Origin of the sequence: Pseudarthrobacter sp. NS4 (assembly GCF_024758005.1) — a bacterium.
Taxonomy (GTDB): Bacteria; Actinomycetota; Actinomycetes; order Actinomycetales; family Micrococcaceae; genus Arthrobacter.
In genome coordinates, this window is record NZ_CP103288.1 from 2,450,339 (window position 1) to 2,468,066 (window position 17,728).

Genomic DNA, 17,728 nt, shown 5'->3' on the forward strand with positions numbered 1-17,728 from the left:
CTTGGATGGTGTGGAGAAGGCTGTGTGATGGGGTGGAGTCCGGTGCGGACTCAGCTGGCGAGCTGGCGCTGCAGGATTGCGGAGCGCCGGCTGGCGGAGCGGGAATGCCGTGGGAGTGCCAGCTTGTCCAGCACCTCCAGCGCGCTCTCGTGTTCATTGAAGGTGTACAGGTGGATGCCCTGGGCGCCGGCGTCGAGGGCAGCCTTGGCCAGGTCCACCGTGGCGCGGACACCAACCCTGCGCCGTTCGGCGTCGCTGTCTGCGGAAGCGAGGCGGGCAACGAGCTCCGGTGCCGGCTCGACTCCGCTGAGTTCGCCCAGCCGCTTCACCCGGCGCAGGCTGGTGAATGGCATAACGCCCGGAATGATCGGGATGGTGACCCCGGCACGGCGGGCCCGGGTCAGGAGGTCCGCGAACTGCTCAGCGCGGAAGTAGACCTGGGTGATGGCGAAGTCGGCACCGGAGCGCTGCTTGGCAAGCAACACCTCCACGTCGTGGTCCTCGGTGGGTGATTCCGGGTGGCGGGTGGGGTAGGCAGCCACTCCCACGGCGATTTTGCCGGCGCAGAGCAGTGCCGACCGGCGCTGTTCAACCCGGCGGATGAGCTCTATCAGGTCCTGCGCATACCGCAGGGAGCCAGGAACGGGCGGTGCGCCGTCCTGCGGCCGGTCGCCGCGCAGCGCCAGGATGCCCCGCACCCCGGTGTCCAGGAGGTCACCGACGATCTCCGCCAGTTCCTGGGGCGTGTTGCCAACGCAGGTCAGGTGGGCCAGCGGCCGGAGCGTGGTTTCCAGCAGGAGCCGGTTGATGAGTTCGACGGCGGTGTCCCGGTTTGAGCCACCGGCACCATAGGTGACGGAGACGTAGTCCGGGTCCGTGGTCTCCAGTTCCCGGATGGTATTCCAGAGGGACTCTGCCGCGGCCGGAGAGCGGGGCGGGAAGAGTTCGTAGGAGAGCGCCACAGGGGTGGCCGTGTCGGATAGATTTGGATGCGCTTCAATAAGGCTTGGGGGTGACATTTGCGTCCTTGGCTTTGGGTCGTTGTTAGCCACCGTCAGCAGATGTGACGGCAGGCCGGCAATGAATTTGAGTTTGGGGAACACGGAAAAACTCCACAAGGACGCAGCCGCGACTGTTACGCCTGAAATGAAGGTTCCCGCGAGCAAATGTCAGGCCCACATGGGGGCACCCACACCCTCCAGAACGGAGGATCGCTGACACGTTACCGAGGTAACTTGTATAAGACTCTAGGAGGGGCCGGAAAAGCATTCAAGTCGGCCTCCGAATTAAGACGCAGTCTTACGCCTTGTTTCGCTTCGGTAGTGAATTATCTTCGCCGAACAGCTTCTCCTGTTACTGCCGTGGCACCGCCGCCGGCCGCCCTACCAGGGCCGGTCCGGCCCGGGGGCGTACTCCGTGTCCCGGAGGTACTCCTCCCGCTCGCGTCCGCTGTTGCGTTCGCGCTGGGCTTGCCGGGCACTGTCCTCAAGTTGCTCCAGCTGGCTTTGCTGCGGGGATTCCGGCTCCTCCGGAGCGTCCTCCTGCGGTGTCACCTCCGTCGAAACCGGGGGCTGTCCGGCAGCAAGCTTTTGGTTCAGGCGGCCCTTCGCTTCAGTCAGCTGCTCCCCCGCCTGCCCGGCGGCACCGGCGGAAAAACATCCCGCCGGTGCGGCATCCACAATGTCCAGGGCCTCCCCGTACAGGGCAGCGGCCGACGCCGGATCCTCCGTCAGGAGCCTGGCGTCACCGGCCTTTTCAACGGCCAGGCTGAGGTTGACCCGGATGATGCACTCGTCGGCAGATCCACGCGGCACGGCGTCCAACGCGTCCTCGAACAGGGGCCGGGCCGCTGCATAGTCCCCGGCGAGGACCTGGGCGTCGCCCGCGGCGAACGGAGCCTTGTGAGGTTCGACGACGTTGGCCAGGCCCAGTCCTTCAGCTGCCGTTTTGGCCTCAGCGGCGTCCCCGGCAGCAAACGCACTGGCCGCCTGCCCGGCGAGGAGTCCCACACTCAGCAGCTTTCCGGCCAAGCAGAGCAGAAGCAGCACCGGCAACGCAGACCAGAGCAGGAGACGCCGGCGCCGTGGCGTTTCCCTGCTGTTCACGCCTGCTTTCGTTCGGCCGCGCTTCGTGCGGATCATCTGGCCTCCTCCGTTGCGGTACCAGAGGGGGACGCAGAACGGGAGTCAAGTCGAGGCGCGGTACGAGGGGCGGCACCCGGCAGTTCACGGAGCCGCCGAAAGACCACGCCCGCCTCCACCAGGCCCAGGGCGAAGGCGCCGGCAGCGAAGATCAAGTAGAGCTCTGCCCGGCCCGGCAGGGATCCGGCGTCCTGGATGTGTTCCAGCGCACCGGGGCGGGCCTGCTGCATCATCGCCGCCACCGGATCACCGGCTGACCGGTGGACGTACGGCACACCCAGCTGCCCCGCAATGTCCCGGAGCCGTGCTTCGTCGATCCTGGACACCGCGTCCCTGGTGGTTCCCCCGCTCCCGTCCCGGACGTACGGCGCGTCCGGGGCGCCGTCGTCGGACTCGAGGCCCGTGTTCTCCTTCATCCGGCCGCCTGCCGCAGTGCCATAGCCCAGCACGGCTCCCCCGGCCACCAGGCCGTTGTCCAGTTCCAGGGGTTGGGGCTCCCTGGCACTTGTCTGTTCGCCGTCGCCCAGGTAGTAGACGAGGCGTGGCCGTTCCGGGTAGCTGTCCCGTGCTCCGGCGAGGCGTTCGGCCAGCACCTGCCGGGCAGCGGTGATGCTGCTTCCCTTGGCATAGGCGGTCACCTCCGGCTCAAGGACTGACGTGATGGTTTCCAGGGCGAGGGTATCGGTGGTCAGCGGCATCCGGACGTGTCCCTTGGTGTCAAAGGTGATCAGCGAAAACCGCGCCCCTGGCAGCTCTTCGGCGATGGCCATAATGTCCTGCCGCACGCCTTCCATGCGGGGCGCCCCGTTGTCATAATCCTCGGCCACCATGCTGGTGGTGGTATCCACCACGAAGAACACGTTGAGGTCTGCGGTGGCCGCCTGCACCGAGCCGCCGGGCAGTCCCGGCCGAACTACGGCGACGGCAAGGAGCACCACCAGCAGGCCCCGCCGGAGCCAGCGGGCTTTCACCATCCGGGGCCGGATTCTGCGCAGGATCATCATTCTGCGACCGGTCATAGCCGCAACCGCCACAGCGCTGCGCACAGGGCGAGGCCGGACAGGAGGGCAAGGATCAGGGGCAGAGCGGGCTCGTCCGAAACGACGGCACGGGGCGCACCCTCCAACACTGCTGTTTCGGTTTCCTCCACCGCCGCCACAATGCCCGGGATGGCCTCCGGGTTGTCCAGCGCGTAGTAGGCGCCGCCGGTGGACTCGGCGGCCGCCCTCAGCTGTGCTCCCGGCTGCTCCGGACCGGAACCATAGTCGAGGTCGCCCGGGTTGAGGGCGTAAACGTGAACCGCCCTGTCCTTCGCCACAGCCGCCGCCTCCGCGAGGCTCATGATCGGTTCACCCGACAGGAAATTGTCTGTGGCCAGCACCACCGACCGCGAGCGCTGTGGGGCCTCTCCATCCTTGGCTTTGCCTTCGCCAGTGCGCTGTGCCGGGAAGCTGTTGAGGCATGAGGCCAGGCCATCCCCGATCAAGGATGAGCCGCGGCCGCTCCAGGTCCCGTCGAGGAACCCGGAACTGCCGGGTTTTCCGCTGAAAGCGTCCCGTGCCAGCTTCAGCTGTTCCTGGGCGTAGCCGTAGTCGTCGGTGAGCGGAAAGACCTGGATGGCCGTACTGTCGAAAATCGTCAGGCCGATCCGTTCGCCGTCGAACCCGGCGGCCAGCCCGGCAAAGACGTCAACCACCGCCGCATCGGTGTTGCTCATCGAGCCCGACGCGTCCAGGCACAGCATGATGTCCCGGTTGTGCTGCTCCGGCCGGGTTGTGGTGACTTCCACCGGCCGCGCCGCGGCCACCGCCGTGGACACCAGCAGCGAGGCGCAGGCGAGGGCGGCAACCGCAAGCCACCGCCGGTGCCGCCGCAGCGCCGCCTGGTATTCCGGCAGCATGGTGAGCCGGTCACCATGCGCTGCGGGCCGCCGTCGGGCGTTGGCGTTTCCGCCGGCGCGGAACGCAGCCCAGGCGCATCCGGCCGTGGCCAGGACAGCCGGCGGAAGAACCCACCAGAACATCAGCTCCATGTCCGCACCGCCTGCCGGGCACTGGCGGCCGATGCGGAAACGGGAGGCAACGGCTCCGTGCCGAACTCGGCCGGGTACAGCAGCCCGACGGCGGCTGCGGCCGCAGGAAGGGGGTGCCGTTCCAGGTCCTGGCGGGTCATCCGGAGCGCGTCCACACCGGTGGCGTCGCGGACGAACCTGCGGAGCAGCAGGCTGATTTCCTGGTGGGAGGCCCGGAGGCCGAGGTGCCCGGCAGCTGCGTCCCGCTCGACGTCGTCAATGCGTTGCAGGTAGGCGGCTCTGAGTGCGGAGAGATCCGTCAGGGCGGCCGGTCGCTGGACCGGCTCCACCGTAACCGGTTGCCGTGTGGAAACGAGGACGAAGACGTACCAGCCTGCCACCAGGGCCAGGAGCGCGGCGCCCGCCCACATCCAGAGCGGGTTGTACTGGAGTGGGCCGTAAAAAGCGGGATCAGCCTGCACGGCGGTGCCTTTCCAGGAGGGCGAACAGTGCGGTGACCACCTCGTGGCTGCCGTCCACCTCGCCCATGGTGATGCCTGCCTGGCGCAGCATGGCGTGGCGCGCGGCCTCGCGTTCCGCGTTTGCCTTCGTATATGCAGCCGCCACAGCTGCGGACTGCGCCAGGTTTCCGGGGAGGAGGGCAAAATCGGCCACGCTGTAGAAGTCTCCCGCGGTGCCGGCTGCGTGGTCATCCGGTGAGGAGGCCAGCTCCGCGTCGCGGACGGTGAGCCAGAGAATTTCGTGCTGGGCGCGAAGCCGGCGAAGCAGCCGGCTCATTTCGGAACTTGCGGCTACCTCGTCGGCCACGACAAAGAGCAGGTTGCGTCCCTTGACGGTCCTGGCCACGTGCTCCAGCTGGTCCTCAAGCCTGCTGGCGGGAGCTTCCAGGCGGACACCCTCATTGACGTGCCGCAGGAGCCGCTCCAGGTGGGCTTCGCCGGCCTTGGCCGGAATGGTCCGGGTACCGGCAGAGTCACCACTGACCAGCCCCACCACATCCCCGTGCCGGTGGGCCAGGTACCCCATCACCCCCAGCGCCATGACGGCGATGTCCTTCTTGGGCTCCCCCGCCCGGGAAACGGCCGCCATGTTTCGCCCGGTGTCGGCCACGAGGATGAGCGTCTGGCGGCGGACTGCCACGTACCGCCTGATGAGCGGGGAACCGTGGCGCGCCGTGGCCTTCCAGTCGATGTCGCGCACTTCGTCACCGGGCACATAGGCGCGGAGATCATCGAAGTCCAGGCTGCGGCCCCGGAAAACGGAACCGTACTCGCCGTCGAGCATACCGCGGGCTTTGCGGTGGGCGAAGATGGCCATCTTCGACTTCACGCGCAGGAGGAGGCTGGTCACGCCGGCCTCAGGGGGTCTGGACCGCGGCCACGACGGCGTCGATCACCGACTCCACCGGCACCTGTTCGGCCACCGCGTCAAAGTTGAGGATAAGCCGGTGGCGCAGCACCCGGTGGGCCAGCGCCTTGACGTCCTCCGGGAGGACATGGTCCCGGCCGTCCAGGAGGGCCACCGCGCGGGCGGCCTGGCTGAAGGCGATGCTGGCGCGCGGGCTGGCGCCGAACTCAACGAAGCTGGCCAGCCGCGGATCGATGTACTGGCGGGCATTCCGGGTGACGCCGACCAGCCCAACGATGTAGTTGATGATGGACGGGTCGATATAGATGCGTCGGACAATCTCCTGGACCCCGGCGACCGCATCCAGGGACGCGGCGGCGGCGGGCGCCTGTTCAGGGGTGAACACTCCCGCGTCGATGCGGCGGATGACCTCCGCTTCCTCAGCCGGCGACGGGTAGTCCAGTACGTCCTTGAGCATGAACCGGTCCATCTGGGCTTCCGGGAGCTGGTAGGTGCCCTCCTGCTCGATGGGGTTCTGGGTAGCCAGCACCAGGAACGGCGACGGCAGCCGATAGTCCTGGCCGCCGATGGACGTCTGCCGTTCCTGCATTGCCTCCAGCATGGCGCTCTGGGTCTTGGCGCTGGAGCGGTTGATCTCGTCCAGCAGCACGATGTTGGCGTGGACGGGGCCCAGCTGGGTGACGAAGGTTCCCTTGGCGGCGTCGTAGATCTGGGTGCCCACAATGTCGCTCGGCAGCAGGTCCGGCGTGCACTGGATCCGGCGGAACTCGGCACTGACCGCTTCAGCCACCGCCTGGGCCGCTGTGGTTTTGGCCAGGCCCGGCACGCTCTCCAGGAGGATATGGCCCCCGGTCAGCAGGCCCACCAGCAGGGATTCCCGCAGCCGGGCCTGCCCTACCACCTTGGCCTCAAAACTCCGGCTGATACTGGCCACCACCTGTTGTGCCCGGGCCAGCTCCGCCGGTTCGATCCTCGCGGACGCGCTGGTCTGGAGCACTGTCATTCCCCCTGATGGCTGTTCGTGGCTGTGCGGGCCGGCCGGCTGCACCCCGCCCGCCATCCTATCCAAGACCAGGCCTGCCAGTCCGGCAATGGGGACCCCTCCCCTTCAACGGCGGGCAGGTCTATTCTTTTGACATGAGCGAGCTTCCAGCCAGTTACAAGGAGTTTCTCGCCGACAAAAGCGAGATGTTTATCAGCACGGTCAAGCCTGTCCTGCAGCAGTCCGCAGCGGAGAGGCTTCACGGGGTCCGGGTTGTCTACAACCCCGGCTCCACCGGCCACCAGGCCCACCTTGACGACAGCATCCCCTTCGGTGTGGTGGTCGAAGACATCGACTAGCCCCTGACGGCTCCGGACAGCGCAAAAGATCCGCCTGCGCCCTTGGCCACAATGACGTAAAGGGCCAGCACAGGCAGTGAATACAGGACCGAGAACGCGGCCAGCTGGCCGTACGCCACTGCACCGTGCTGTCCGAAGAAGCTGTAGATGGATACGGCCGCGGGCTGCCGGGCCTCGGACAGGAGCAGCACGAACGGAACGAAGAAGTTTCCCCAGGCCTGGATGAACACGAAGATGAACACCACGCCCAGGCCCTGCCGCATGAGCGGCAGCACGATGGTCCGCAGGGCGGTCATCCTCGACGCTCCGTCCACCCATGCGGCTTCCTCAAGGGCGGCCGGGACGCCGTCCATGAAGTTCTTTGTCATCCAGATGGCCATGGGCAGTGTTGTGGTGGCCATAAAGAAGATGGTGGCCGGCATGGAGTCCAGCAGCTCCAACTGGACGAACAGGCCGTATACGGGAACCATGATGGCGGTGATGGGCAGGCAGGTCCCGAAGAGCACCGCGTACAGGAACGGCGTGTTGAACCGCGAGCGGTACCGGGAGAGCGGGTAGGCGGCCAGCACGGCGGCTACGAGTGTGACCGCACCGGTACCGGCCGACAGCACCATGCTGTTCCACAACGGCTGCAGCAGCAGTTCGGGGGTCAGGATCGCGGCGAAGTTCTGCAGGCCGGGCTGCCGCGGCACTTTCGTTTCATGGCCGGCTTCGGGGTCCAGGGAACCCAGCACGAGCCACAGCAGGGGCAGCAGGAAACAGGCGCCCACCAGCAGCAGGACCAGGTCCGCCGGGGCGGTGCTGCGCCGGAGCGGTACTGCCGGCCGGACCGGGGCCGGCCACCGTGTCCTGACGGGGGCGGTCATGGCCGGGGCTCCCGGAGCATCCGGATATAGGCCCCGCCGAACGCGGCGCCGATGAGGATCAGCACCGTAGCCACGGCGGTGCCGTATCCGATGTCGCCGAACTTGAAGGCCTCCTGATAGGCCAGGATGGGCAGGGTGGCGCTTGCGTTGGCGGGGCCGCCCGCCGTCATCACCCAGATGAGCGTGAACACGGCCAGTGTCTGCAGCGTGATGAGCATCAGGTTTGTGGCGATGCTCCCACGGATCATGGGTAGCGTAATAAAGACCAGCCGTTGCCAGCCGCCGGCACCGTCCATCTGCGCCGCTTCGGCCACCTCCGCGGGAACGTCATTCAACGCCGCCCGGTACACCAGCATGGAAAACGCGGTGCCGCGCCATACGTTTGCCAGCATCACCGCCACCATCGGGAACGTGTACAGCCAGTCCGTCTGGCCAAGGCCCAGCCCGCGCAGCAGCTGGTTCAGGGTTCCGTCCCTGCTGAAGTAGGCGTAGGCGGCAAAAGCGGCCACGATTTCCGGAAGTACCCAGGCGGCCACCACGGCAATCCCCACAAGGGAGGACACTGCCGGACGCGCCCGGCGCATCAGCACGGCGATGGCAAGGCCCAGCAGGTTCTGGCCCAGCACTGCCGACCCTCCCACAAACAGCACGGTGAGCACCAGGGAGAGCGGAAAGGCGGGATCTGCAAGCAGCCGCTGGTAGTTTTCCAGCCCCACCCACTCGGGGTTCCTGGCGCTGCGGCCGGTCAGCCCGGCGTTGGTGAGCGAGGCCTGGAACGCCCAGAGCACTGGGCCTGCGAGGAACACCAGCAGGAGCAGGACGGCAGGGAGGACCGGCAGGTAGCGGACCAGCTGCCGCGCCCGGTGGCTAAGCAGCACAGGTTACTTTCGGACGGTCTCGTCGCCGCCCACAATTTCGGTGACCGCTGCGTCGTAGTCGGCGGCAGCCTCCTCCGGTGTCCTGCTGCCGGTGATCACCGCCTCCGTTGCCTCCTGGACTGCAGCCGAGATCCGGGGATAGTCGGAGGTTGCGGGCCGGTAGCGGGTCACGGAGACGAGGTCCGAGACGTCTTTCACGAACGGGTTGGCATCCAGGTAGCCGGGCTCGGCAGCGACATCAGTCCGGACGGCAATCTGCGAACTCTCAACAGTGAACGCGAGGGAATTCTTCTGGTTGAGCGCTGTGGTGAGGAACTTGAACGCCAGGTCAGGCTCTTTCGTCTCCGCGCCCACTGCCAGGGTCCAGCCACCGGACATGCTCACGGCACCGGGATCCCCGCCGTCACGGGTGGGAAACGGTGCCACACCCATGTCCTCTTCGTAGCCCGGCCACTCGTAGCTCCCGCCTTCCTGCCAGAACGACGGCGCGTAGGAACCTTCCACGGTGGCGCCCAGCTTCCCGTTGGGGAACCATTCGCCGAACACCTTCTTCCAGACGTTGGCGTCCAGGGCCTCAGCCGGTGACACAGCGAGTTGCTCGTCGTACAGAGTCTTGAGGAAGGCCAGTGAATCCGTGAACCCGGCCGAGCCCACAACCCACTTCTTCGAATCCTCGTCATAGAGCCTGGACCCCGTGCCGTACAGCAGTTCATAGAAGCCCTGCATCACGGTGCCCTCGCCGGTGCCCTTGCCCGCGTACATGTTGAATGGGACCACGGTGGGATCGTTGGCTTTGATTTTCCTGGCTGTGTCCAGGATGTCCTGCCAGCTGCGCGGCTGCCAGGGGTCACTGATCCCGGCGGCGGCGAGGACTTTCTTGTTGTACCAGATGGCCCTGGTATCGGTGCCCAGCGGCACTGCGTACGTACCGCCGTCGTCCGCTTTTCCTGCTGCCTTGGCGGCGTCATTGAATTTGTTCCAGTCCTCCCAGCCCTCAAGATGGCTGTCCAGCTTCAGGAGGTACCCGGCGTCAACGTCGGATCGGACTTTGAAGGTGTCCTCGTAAAACACATCCGGCGCCGTGGATGGGGAACGCAGGGCGAGGGCCAGCCTGGTTCCATAATCGTCGTCGTTGCCCTGGATGGGCTGCAGCTCAACGGAGACTCCCTGGTTTGCCGCCTCGAACTCCTGCTTGGCGGCCTGGAACATGGTGTCCAGGGCAGTGAAGGAATCGGTCTTCTGGTAGGCCACCTTCAAAATCTTGGAACCACCGTCGTCGGGGCTTCCGGGGGTGCAGGCCGTCAGCGCAACAACAGCCGAGGCAATCAGGGACATGGTCTTGAGGGCCCGGCGACGCATGGTGCTCCATTCGGTCTAGAGCTGCGGACCCCTTTGTCAGCGGATCCCCAGCCGCGGCAATATGCACATGCTAGATGGCTGCGCTGCGGCAAGCAAGGCACCCGTCCAATGCGTCAGGTCAGCTCTCCAGCAGGAGCCGTTGGGCCCGGGGGGCAAGCGCGTGTTCAAGGACCAGCGAGGCAGCACCAATGGCGCCCACGTCCTCCCCCACTCCGGTGCCCACCACCTCGATGGGGTGGATCAACCGGGCAGCACTGTGGGCATCCAGCAGCGGCGGCACCTTCTCGAGGAAGCGTTCCGCCATGCCGCTCCAGAACGGTCCGCCGAAGACCACCCGTTCAACGTCCAGCGTGTTGGTGACCACTGATACCGCCCGGGCAACCAGCACGGCAGACTTGTCCATGATGGCGGCGGCGCGTTCGTCCCCGCCGTCCGCCAGTTCGCACAGCCGGGCAAAACTTTGCTGGATTTCGGCTCCGCTGTTTCCGGAACGTGAGCCGTCCAGGATTCCCGCCGCCTCGGCTTCCGCCACCAGCACCTGTGGAATGCAGGAGGATTTCACGCAGCCGCGCAGTCCGCAGTCGCACGCTGGCCCGTCCGGGTCCACCACGATGTGGCCGATTTCGCCGGCGTTGCCGGACGTTCCACGCACCACTTCGTCGTTGAGCACGATGCCGCAGCCGATGCCGGTCCCCATGTACATAAAGACGAAGCTGCCGGCGCCGCTGGGGCCACCGGCCCAGGTTTCGGCGACGGCGGCGCTGGTGACGTCCTTGTCCACCAGGACTGAGTAACCGGTTGCCTCGGACAGCGCGTTGCGCAGCTCCACCCGGTCCCAGCCGGGAAGCAGCGGAGGATCCACCACCGTGCCGTTGTCCAGGTCGATGGGGCCCGGGGCTGCGACCCCCAGTCCGGCGATCCTCTCCAGGTCCACCCCCGAGTCCGCCACGAGCTGGGAGATCTCGTCGGCGATGGTGCTGATGACGGCGGAGGGATCGTTTCCGCCAGGAGTCCTGATCTGCGAATGCTGCACCACCGCGCCCACGAGGTCCAGGACCACGAAAGTGCTCACCGCGGGGTCGAGATGGACGCCCAGGGCGAACATGCCTCCGGGGTTGAGGCGAAGGATGGTGCGGGGTTTGCCGGGGCCGCTGCCTTCCTTCCCGGCTTCGACGATGAGGTTCTGGTCCAGGAGGCGGCGGGAGATATTCGAGATGGTCTGCGGCGACAGGCCCACGATCTGTGCGAGTTCCACCCGGCTCAGCCCGCCTGAGGACCTGCGGATCGCATCGAGGATCACAGTGAGGTTGAAGTCCCCCATCCGGGGCAGGTTGGTTCCGCGCCTCGGTGAGGACTGGCGGATCTCAGTCACGGTCTCCCCTAAACATCTTGGGCCACGTGGTTGTGGTGATGCTTGAATCGTACGTTACGCATGGGCCCAGACACATAGGTACGGCGCCGTGGCGCGGTGTGGCACAGACCGGCGTTTATCCGGGGCCGCGCCGGACGCTGCACGTCACAGTGAACTTGGGATTCTGGCCTTTCACGGCGGTGGGTCCCACGTACCGCTCCAGTGCGGGCAGGTAGGGCAGGTGCCGGTTGAAGACAGTCCACAGCTCCCCGTTTGGCTCGAGCACCCGGCCCGCGGCTTCGATCATTTTCAGCCCGGCCCCTGCGTGAACGCCGGCGCCGACATGGAACGGCGGATTGAGCAGCACCAGGTCCGCGCTGCCGGCCTCCACGGTGCTGAGGGCATCGTCCTGCAGGACCGTAATGCTGTCCTGCAGTCCGTTGACGCGGGCAGTTGCCTGCGCAGAGGCCACGGCAGCAGCCGATTGGTCCGTGGCCGTGACAGCGGATCCCGGAGAGTGCCGGGCATACATCGCCGCGAGGATCCCGGTGCCGCAGCCCAGGTCGATCGCGTGGCGGGCCGGCTTCATCGACGGCAGGAAGGTCAGCAGGAACCTGGTGCCGATGTCGAGTTTCGGGCCGGCAAAGACCGCCCCGTGCGCGGCCACATCGAGGTCCAGTTCGGCAAGATGTTCGACGACGGGAAACCGCTCCGGTCCGGTGCCCGCTTTTGCGCCGCTGGCAAGGATGACGCGGGACTTTCGCCGGGCCAGCTGGGGCTGCAACGAGTGGAAGAACCGTTCAAGGACAGTGTTCATGCCGAGCGACATGTGCTTCACCCTGCCGCCCGCCAGAAGGACAACATCGTCAGGCGCGTACCGGGCTACGGCCGCCGCGGTCTGCTCCAGCTCGGCCAGGGTCTTGGGCAGCTGCAGGAGCACCGTTTGTGCTTCCGCCAGGAGTCCGGGACCGAGCGGCAACTGCTCAAAGCCTGCCAGGCCCGCCGTCGCGCCGTCGCCTGCCCCGGGGGCGCTCCCCTTCGTGGCCGCAGTCCGTAGTTCTTCCGCGTTGAGGCGCAGGGCCCGTTCTCCGGTGATCAGGTCCTGGTGCACGCGCACGGTGCCGGGGCTGAGCACCGCGAGCGCACCCAGGGTCAGCGCGCCGTAGCGGTCGCCGATGACCGCCACCGTGCTGCCGGCCTCCACATGTTCCGCTGCCGTTTCAAGGAGCAGCCGGTCGGTGGCGTCCCACGCCTGGAGGTTGGGCGCTTCCACGTCGGGCCGCCGCCGAAGGGTCCGGAAGACGTCCTCAAGACTGTTTGATGCCACCTGTTGCCTGCCGCTTTCTTCCGTATCCATTGCTCCCGCGCTGCGTGGCGCGTTCCCGCGGCGGGTCAGCCCCACGTTACCGTTTCCGCGGCGGGGGCGATCCCCGGCAGCTTCAGGACCGCCGCCACCGCCGCACGGCCGGCCCGGTTGGCGCCGATGGTGGACGACGACGGGCCGTAACCCACCAGGTGAACCCGCGGTTCGGCTGCGACCTGCGTCCCGTCCATCACGATGCCCCCGCCCGGCCGGCGCAGGTGAAGCGGCGCAAGATGTTCGAGCTCCGCCCGGAACCCCGTGGCCCACAGGATGACCTCCGCCTTCAGGAGCCGCCCGTCGGTGAGCCGGACGCCGTCGGGCTCTATGGCGGTGAACATGGGCTGCCGGTCCAGCGCGCCGCGTGCTGCCGCCGCCCGGAGGGCAGGCGTCCAGACCAGTCCCGTCGCAGAAACCACGCTCTGCGGCGGAAGTCCCTTGCGGACCCGTTCCTCAACGAGTGCCACAGCATCGTGGCCGGCGCGGGAGTCGAACTCCGCGTCGCGCCACACCGGCTCACGCCGGGTGAACCAGCTGGTGGAAGTGACCTGGGAAATCTCGTCCAGGAGTCCGACGGCGGAGATCCCGCCGCCCACCACGATGACGTGCAGGCCCGCAAACTCTTCGGCTGCCACGTAGTCGGCAACGTGGAGTTGCCTGCCGCGGAAGGTGGACTGGCCCGGGTAGATGGGCCAGAAGGGCCGCGTCCAGGTTCCGGTGGCGTTGATGACAGCCTTGGCGGCCCACTTCCCGCGTGAAGTGGTGATCCCCAGCCTCCCTGCCGGGTCGCTGTCCTCCCGGCTGACAAACTGCACCTTCACGGGGCGCAGGACGGACAGGCCCAGCTCCTCCTCGTACTCCCGGAAATAGCGTGTGAGGAACTCCGAGCTGGGCTCCCTCGGATCAACGGCAGGCTTCGCAATGCCGGGAAGATCACTGATGCCGTTGACGGTAGCCATCCGCAGGCTCTTCCAGCGGTGCCGCCACGCACCCCCGGGGCCTACTTCGGCGTCGAACACCACATAGCCCAGGCCGCGGCGCTGGAGATGGTAGGCGGCCGACAGGCCAGCCTGGCCGGCGCCAATCACGGCCACGTCAACGTCAGTTGGTTCCATGGGAGCGGGCCCGTCCAGGCCGTTCTTACGATTCGGAGGAAAGGGCGGCAGTCACTCCCCCATGATAATCGCGCCGGGAAGGCCGGCCGCCGGCACGGCCTTTCCCCGGGCTTGGGCCATTTGCCGGGCGGTGACGGCTTGGCGCCGGCACCTTCAGGCAAATTTGTGCATGCTGATGCCTGACAGCAGGGCGCGCCGGCCTTAGGGTGGGGCCATGGGACCGGCCCGGGAGGGCAACGGATCCAGGGTGCCCCGCATGGGGCGGCCTGGGTGGGAGAAAGGCAGCCATCATGACCACAGAACGCGGCGCAGCAGCCAAACTCGCCACTGCCCTGGGCATTGTCCTGGGCACGGAACAGATACCCCTGCGCCTGCGCGCCTGGGACGGCTCGGAAGCCGGACCGGAAGGGGCTCCGGTCCTGGAGTTCCGTTCCCGCCGGGCCCTGCGCCGGATGATCTGGTCCCCGGGACAGATGGGGCTAAGCCGGGCATATGTTGCAGGAGAGATCGATGCCCCCGGTGACATCTTCGAGGCCTTCTCTGCGTTGAGTTCCGCCGGGAAGCTTGCGGAGCCGGGTCCCTTCCTGCCGCCCACCCTGGCTGAGTTCTGGACCCTGGTGCGTATTGCGATCCGGTTGGGAGCCGTGGGGCCCAACCCGGCTCCGCCCCCGGAAGAGGCGCGGATCGGCAAAACTGGCAGGCTGCATTCCCGCCGCCGCGACTCGGCCGCCATCTCCCACCATTACGACGTTGGCAACGACTTCTACGGACTGGTACTGGGACCGTCCATGGTCTACTCCTGCGCGGTGTGGCCGGAAAACGGCTTCGAAACGCAGGGTCCCGGCTCAAGCAGCCGGCTCGTGGAAGGGCTGGATGCGGCGCAGGAAACGAAGCTCGACCTGGTCTGCCGCAAACTGGGGCTTAAGCCGGGGATGCGTGTACTGGACGTGGGCTGTGGCTGGGGCAGCTTCGCCCTCCACGCCGCGGGGACATACGGCGTCACGGTGGTGGGCGTGACGCTTTCCTCCGAGCAGGCCAACCTGGCACGCAAGCGCGCCGCCGAAGCGGGGTTAACCGAGAAGGTGGACATCCGGGTCCAGGATTACCGGGACGTCGCCGACGGACCCTTCGATGCCATCAGTTCGATCGGAATGTCCGAACACGTGGGCCGGGATCAGACCCCCGGGTACGCCGCGGCCCTGTTCGCGCTTCTCCGCCCGGGTGGCCGCCTGCTCAACCACGCCATCTCCTGGAACGCCGGCCCCGCCAAACCGGATCCCGATTCTTTTATCCCCCGCTATGTCTTTCCCGACGGCGAGATGATCAGCCTGGGTGAGATCGTCACGGCTTTGGAGCGTGCCGGCTTCGAGATCCTTGACGTTGAAGCATTGCGGCGGCACTACGCCCTGACCCTGCGTGCCTGGGTCAGGCGGCTGGAGGACAGCTGGGACCACGCCGCCAGCCTGACCAGCCTGGGCCGGGCACGGGTGTGGCGGCTGTACATGGCATCCAGTGCGCTGGGTTTCGAGAATGGCCTGACGGGCGTCAACCAGGTTTTGGTACAGCGCCCGGGCGGGGAAGAGCCTCCGCTGCGCCGTACGGCCTGGGTCTAGCAGGCCCTCCGGCGCTCAAGCGGGCCCCGACCCTGCACGATGCAGCTTCGGGGCCCTTAAACAAGAAGAGGAACCATCCTTGGCGGATGGTTCCTCTTCTGCTCTCCCGCTGGAGATACCCGTGGAGCTGAGGGGACTCGAACCCCTGACCCCCTGCATGCCATGCAGGTGCGCTACCAGCTGCGCCACAGCCCCGGACTTTCGCTGTTCCGGGCGATTCCCCCGGAGCAACCTGATCAGCTTAATGCACTTTGGCCCGATACGCCAATCGGAGAGGAACCCCTGGTTGCGGGTGGAGGCCCTGTGCTGGATGGCTCCCTGCAGTGTGGGTACGGGCACGCAGGAAAAACAAAATCCGCCGGAATCACATGATTCCGGCGGATTGTCCGGTGGAGCTGAGGGGACTCGAACCCCTGACCCCCTGCATGCCATGCAGGTGCGCTACCAGCTGCGCCACAGCCCCGAATTATTGCTGCTCCTCAGAGCTTTTCCGGGCTTCCCCGAAGCAACTCAAATATCTTAGAACAGCAATTCCGAAAATTCCAAATCGGGAATATTCGGGATGTTTCCGTGGATTTACTCGCTCTCGGACGACGCCGTGGCCTTCGCCGAGGCGTCGTCCCCCAACTGGAGGTCCACTACCGGGCAGTCCTTCCAGAGGCGTTCGAGGGCGTAGAACACCCGGTCTTCTTCATGCTGGACGTGGATGACAATGTCCGAGTAATCGAGCAGGACCCAGCGGCCGCCGGAGCGTCCTTCGCGGCGGACGGGCCGCAGGTCCTGCTTGGCGAGCTCTTCCTCAATGCCGTCCACAATGGCGTTGACCTGGCGTTCGCTGGGTGCGGACGCAATGAGGAAGACGTCGGCCAGAGCGAGGCGTTCACTGACATCGAGGGCAACGATGTCCTGGGCAATCTTGTCCGCAGCTGCCTTTGCGGCTGTGCGGGCAATGGTGATGGATGAATCTGATGCAGTCACGGGACTCCTTGTTGGGTTAAAAAGTATTGCTGCTGACCGGTCAGCTGGACATGCCGCTGATGATCAGGAAAACGCCGGCGACGAGCGCCGCTATGCCGAAGATCAGGATGCAGAGCTGCAGGACCTGGTTCCGCTGTGCCCTGGCGAGTCCGGCGGTCGCCGCATCCAGGGGGTCGAGCCCATAGGCCGAGCTTGCCGGAACCCTGGGAAGCTCCTCGAAGAGGTCCTCCGACTGGTTCTCCGGAAATACCACGGGTTTAGGACGGGCAGCTGCCCTCGCGGCAGCCTCAGCACGCGCGATAACCTGGGAACGGCCCGGCGCAGCGTCCGCAGCATCAGGGCTGGTCCCCCTGGTGGGGCGCCGCTTGCCGGAACCTGCCGGCTTGACCTTTGTACCGGGCCGCGTGGCCACGGGAACATGGGAGGTTGCGGGCGGTTTCATCACCGGACGGTCAACGCCAGGAACCTGCACAAACTCCAGCGGGGTCACCATGGCCAGATTGTTGGCCGTAGAGGGGGCTGGCCGGTCCTTGGCCTCCTGTTCCTTGCCTGGTGAAGCGGGAGACCCGGCCTGCTCCGCCAGCTTCTGTTTGGCCATCGCCCGGCGGTTCATGACAGCAGCGCGTTCTGCCAGGGCGATCTGTTCGGCGAGGATGTCCGGATCAACTGCCTCCGGGTCCATGGAAGCTATGTGCTCCATCTTGGCGATCTGGTTCTTCGCCTGCTCCGCAATCAAAGACCGGGCGGCCAGGGCCTGTTCAACAGTAATCCCCTCGGGGACAGCGGGACGGTGACCGGCCGCGGACTCATTTTTGGCATCAGCGGTCCTGGCCTTGGGGCCGGCAGGGTCCTTGGCAGCCTTGTTTTCGGATTTCGCCGGGGCGGATGGCCGGGGATCAGCAGCTGACGGTCCGGCTGCCGGCCCGACTTTTACGGTGGGATCGGCTGCGGGCGGCACAATGGCGGTGGCCGCTGTCAGGGTCTGTTCCTTGAGCTGCTGCAGGCGCAGCTGGCGACGGGTGGGGGCACCGCCGCTGGCGAGCTGGCCCTCTTTTTCTTCCAGTTCCTTGATGGTGCGCAGGGCTGCACGGTCGCGGGCGCGGATCTGTGAGGACCGCTGGGTGTGGGTCTGCTCGGGGGCGGGGCTGGAGCCGCGGCCCGGCTGGCTGGGTGCCGCCTGGCTTGCCGGTGTCGGTTTGGCAGCCTCACGATTGATGGCAGGGGAAAGCTGGTCCGTGCCTGTGGACACGGACGCCTGTTGAGCATCCCTGGCCTTCCGGAGTTCCCGGCGGCTGCGGATGGGGGGCTGTTCCTGACTCATTGAGA

General features: G+C 66.7%; 17 protein-coding genes and 2 tRNA genes. 2 read left to right on the top strand and 17 right to left on the bottom strand.

The window, feature by feature from the left end:
• Positions 1-50 precede the first annotated feature (50 nt).
• The 7 genes from NXY83_RS11555 to NXY83_RS11585 form a co-directional block, all read right to left on the bottom strand.
• Complete coding sequence (locus tag NXY83_RS11555; protein ID WP_258802387.1) at positions 51-1,019, bottom strand: methylenetetrahydrofolate reductase; 969 nt, start codon at positions 1,017-1,019, stop codon at positions 51-53.
• Between the two features lie 363 nt (positions 1,020-1,382).
• Positions 1,383-2,141 carry a hypothetical protein gene (locus NXY83_RS11560; protein ID WP_258802388.1) on the bottom strand — a complete coding sequence of 253 codons (759 nt, stop codon included), beginning with the start codon at positions 2,139-2,141 and terminating at the stop codon, positions 1,383-1,385.
• The gene (locus NXY83_RS11565; protein ID WP_258802389.1) at positions 2,138-3,160 is read right to left on the bottom strand and encodes a vWA domain-containing protein; all 1,023 of its coding nucleotides are present in this window, start codon (positions 3,158-3,160) and stop codon (positions 2,138-2,140) included. Before NXY83_RS11565 ends, NXY83_RS11560 begins: the two co-directional genes overlap by 4 nt.
• Positions 3,157-4,173, bottom strand: a complete 1,017-nt coding sequence (locus NXY83_RS11570) for a vWA domain-containing protein (RefSeq protein ID WP_258802390.1) — start codon at positions 4,171-4,173, stop codon at positions 3,157-3,159. The genes NXY83_RS11565 and NXY83_RS11570 overlap by 4 nt, the downstream gene beginning before the upstream one ends.
• The gene (locus tag NXY83_RS11575; protein WP_258802391.1) at positions 4,164-4,634 is read right to left on the bottom strand and encodes a hypothetical protein; all 471 of its coding nucleotides are present in this window, start codon (positions 4,632-4,634) and stop codon (positions 4,164-4,166) included. The genes NXY83_RS11570 and NXY83_RS11575 overlap by 10 nt, the downstream gene beginning before the upstream one ends.
• Positions 4,624-5,523, bottom strand: coding sequence for a DUF58 domain-containing protein (locus NXY83_RS11580; protein ID WP_258802392.1), 900 nt, complete (start codon positions 5,521-5,523; stop codon positions 4,624-4,626). The genes NXY83_RS11575 and NXY83_RS11580 overlap by 11 nt, the downstream gene beginning before the upstream one ends.
• A gap of 7 nt (positions 5,524-5,530) precedes the next feature.
• Positions 5,531-6,538 carry an AAA family ATPase gene (locus tag NXY83_RS11585; RefSeq protein ID WP_258806180.1) on the bottom strand — a complete coding sequence of 336 codons (1,008 nt, stop codon included), beginning with the start codon at positions 6,536-6,538 and terminating at the stop codon, positions 5,531-5,533.
• Between the two features lie 140 nt (positions 6,539-6,678).
• Here NXY83_RS11585 and NXY83_RS11590 point away from each other — a divergent pair, with 140 nt between their 5' ends.
• Entirely contained in the window at positions 6,679-6,882 is a 204-nt protein-coding gene (locus NXY83_RS11590; protein WP_258802393.1) for a hypothetical protein, read from the top strand.
• Here the strand turns inward: NXY83_RS11590 and NXY83_RS11595 are convergent.
• The 6 genes from NXY83_RS11595 to NXY83_RS11620 form a co-directional block, all read right to left on the bottom strand.
• Positions 6,879-7,748, bottom strand: coding sequence for a carbohydrate ABC transporter permease (locus NXY83_RS11595; protein WP_258802394.1), 870 nt, complete (start codon positions 7,746-7,748; stop codon positions 6,879-6,881). The genes NXY83_RS11590 and NXY83_RS11595 overlap by 4 nt on opposite strands.
• Complete coding sequence (locus NXY83_RS11600; protein WP_258802395.1) at positions 7,745-8,626, bottom strand: carbohydrate ABC transporter permease; 882 nt, start codon at positions 8,624-8,626, stop codon at positions 7,745-7,747. Before NXY83_RS11600 ends, NXY83_RS11595 begins: the two co-directional genes overlap by 4 nt.
• Before the next feature lie 3 nt (positions 8,627-8,629).
• Positions 8,630-9,985 carry an extracellular solute-binding protein gene (locus NXY83_RS11605; RefSeq protein WP_258802396.1) on the bottom strand — a complete coding sequence of 452 codons (1,356 nt, stop codon included), beginning with the start codon at positions 9,983-9,985 and terminating at the stop codon, positions 8,630-8,632.
• Positions 9,986-10,103: 118 nt separating this feature from the next.
• Entirely contained in the window at positions 10,104-11,306 is a 1,203-nt protein-coding gene (locus NXY83_RS11610; RefSeq protein WP_258806181.1) for an ROK family transcriptional regulator, read from the bottom strand.
• A 166-nt stretch (positions 11,307-11,472) separates the two neighbouring features.
• Positions 11,473-12,693 carry a class I SAM-dependent methyltransferase gene (locus NXY83_RS11615; RefSeq protein WP_258802397.1) on the bottom strand — a complete coding sequence of 407 codons (1,221 nt, stop codon included), beginning with the start codon at positions 12,691-12,693 and terminating at the stop codon, positions 11,473-11,475.
• A gap of 35 nt (positions 12,694-12,728) precedes the next feature.
• A complete protein-coding gene (locus NXY83_RS11620; protein WP_258802398.1) occupies positions 12,729-13,811 on the bottom strand; it encodes an FAD-dependent oxidoreductase in 1,083 nt (360 codons plus the stop codon).
• 290 nt (positions 13,812-14,101) lie between these two features.
• On the opposite strand from NXY83_RS11620, the gene NXY83_RS11625 reads away from it, so the two are divergent.
• A complete protein-coding gene (locus NXY83_RS11625; protein WP_258802399.1) occupies positions 14,102-15,424 on the top strand; it encodes a class I SAM-dependent methyltransferase in 1,323 nt (440 codons plus the stop codon).
• Positions 15,425-15,546: 122 nt separating this feature from the next.
• Here the strand turns inward: NXY83_RS11625 and NXY83_RS11630 are convergent.
• From NXY83_RS11630 to NXY83_RS11645, 4 genes are all read right to left on the bottom strand, one after another.
• Positions 15,547-15,619: transfer RNA gene (locus NXY83_RS11630), tRNA-Ala, on the bottom strand.
• 195 nt (positions 15,620-15,814) lie between these two features.
• Positions 15,815-15,887, bottom strand: a tRNA-Ala gene (locus tag NXY83_RS11635).
• A gap of 113 nt (positions 15,888-16,000) precedes the next feature.
• A complete protein-coding gene (gene rsfS / locus NXY83_RS11640) occupies positions 16,001-16,402 on the bottom strand; it encodes a ribosome silencing factor (RefSeq protein ID WP_258802400.1) in 402 nt (133 codons plus the stop codon).
• 40 nt (positions 16,403-16,442) lie between these two features.
• The gene (locus NXY83_RS11645) at positions 16,443-17,723 is read right to left on the bottom strand and encodes a hypothetical protein (protein ID WP_258802401.1); all 1,281 of its coding nucleotides are present in this window, start codon (positions 17,721-17,723) and stop codon (positions 16,443-16,445) included.
• Positions 17,724-17,728: the final 5 nt, after the last annotated feature.

What these genes read in the sequence shown, in the direction of transcription:
- NXY83_RS11560 (WP_258802388.1), bottom strand. Translation starts at nt 2,141, where the DNA reads ATGATCCGCACGAAGCGCGGCCGAACGAAAGCAGGCGTGAACAGCAGG.
- NXY83_RS11620 (WP_258802398.1), bottom strand. Translation starts at nt 13,811, where the DNA reads ATGGAACCAACTGACGTTGACGTGGCCGTGATTGGCGCCGGCCAGGCT.
- NXY83_RS11590 (WP_258802393.1), top strand. Translation starts at nt 6,679, where the DNA reads ATGAGCGAGCTTCCAGCCAGTTACAAGGAGTTTCTCGCCGACAAAAGC.
- NXY83_RS11625 (WP_258802399.1), top strand. Translation starts at nt 14,102, where the DNA reads ATGACCACAGAACGCGGCGCAGCAGCCAAACTCGCCACTGCCCTGGGC.
- NXY83_RS11645 (WP_258802401.1), bottom strand. Translation starts at nt 17,723, where the DNA reads ATGAGTCAGGAACAGCCCCCCATCCGCAGCCGCCGGGAACTCCGGAAG.
- NXY83_RS11615 (WP_258802397.1), bottom strand. Translation starts at nt 12,693, where the DNA reads ATGGATACGGAAGAAAGCGGCAGGCAACAGGTGGCATCAAACAGTCTT.
- NXY83_RS11565 (WP_258802389.1), bottom strand. Translation starts at nt 3,160, where the DNA reads ATGACCGGTCGCAGAATGATGATCCTGCGCAGAATCCGGCCCCGGATG.
- NXY83_RS11555 (WP_258802387.1), bottom strand. Translation starts at nt 1,019, where the DNA reads ATGTCACCCCCAAGCCTTATTGAAGCGCATCCAAATCTATCCGACACG.
- NXY83_RS11570 (WP_258802390.1), bottom strand. Translation starts at nt 4,173, where the DNA reads ATGGAGCTGATGTTCTGGTGGGTTCTTCCGCCGGCTGTCCTGGCCACG.
- NXY83_RS11610 (WP_258806181.1), bottom strand. Translation starts at nt 11,306, where the DNA reads ATGGGGGACTTCAACCTCACTGTGATCCTCGATGCGATCCGCAGGTCC.
- NXY83_RS11605 (WP_258802396.1), bottom strand. Translation starts at nt 9,985, where the DNA reads ATGCGTCGCCGGGCCCTCAAGACCATGTCCCTGATTGCCTCGGCTGTT.
- NXY83_RS11595 (WP_258802394.1), bottom strand. Translation starts at nt 7,748, where the DNA reads ATGACCGCCCCCGTCAGGACACGGTGGCCGGCCCCGGTCCGGCCGGCA.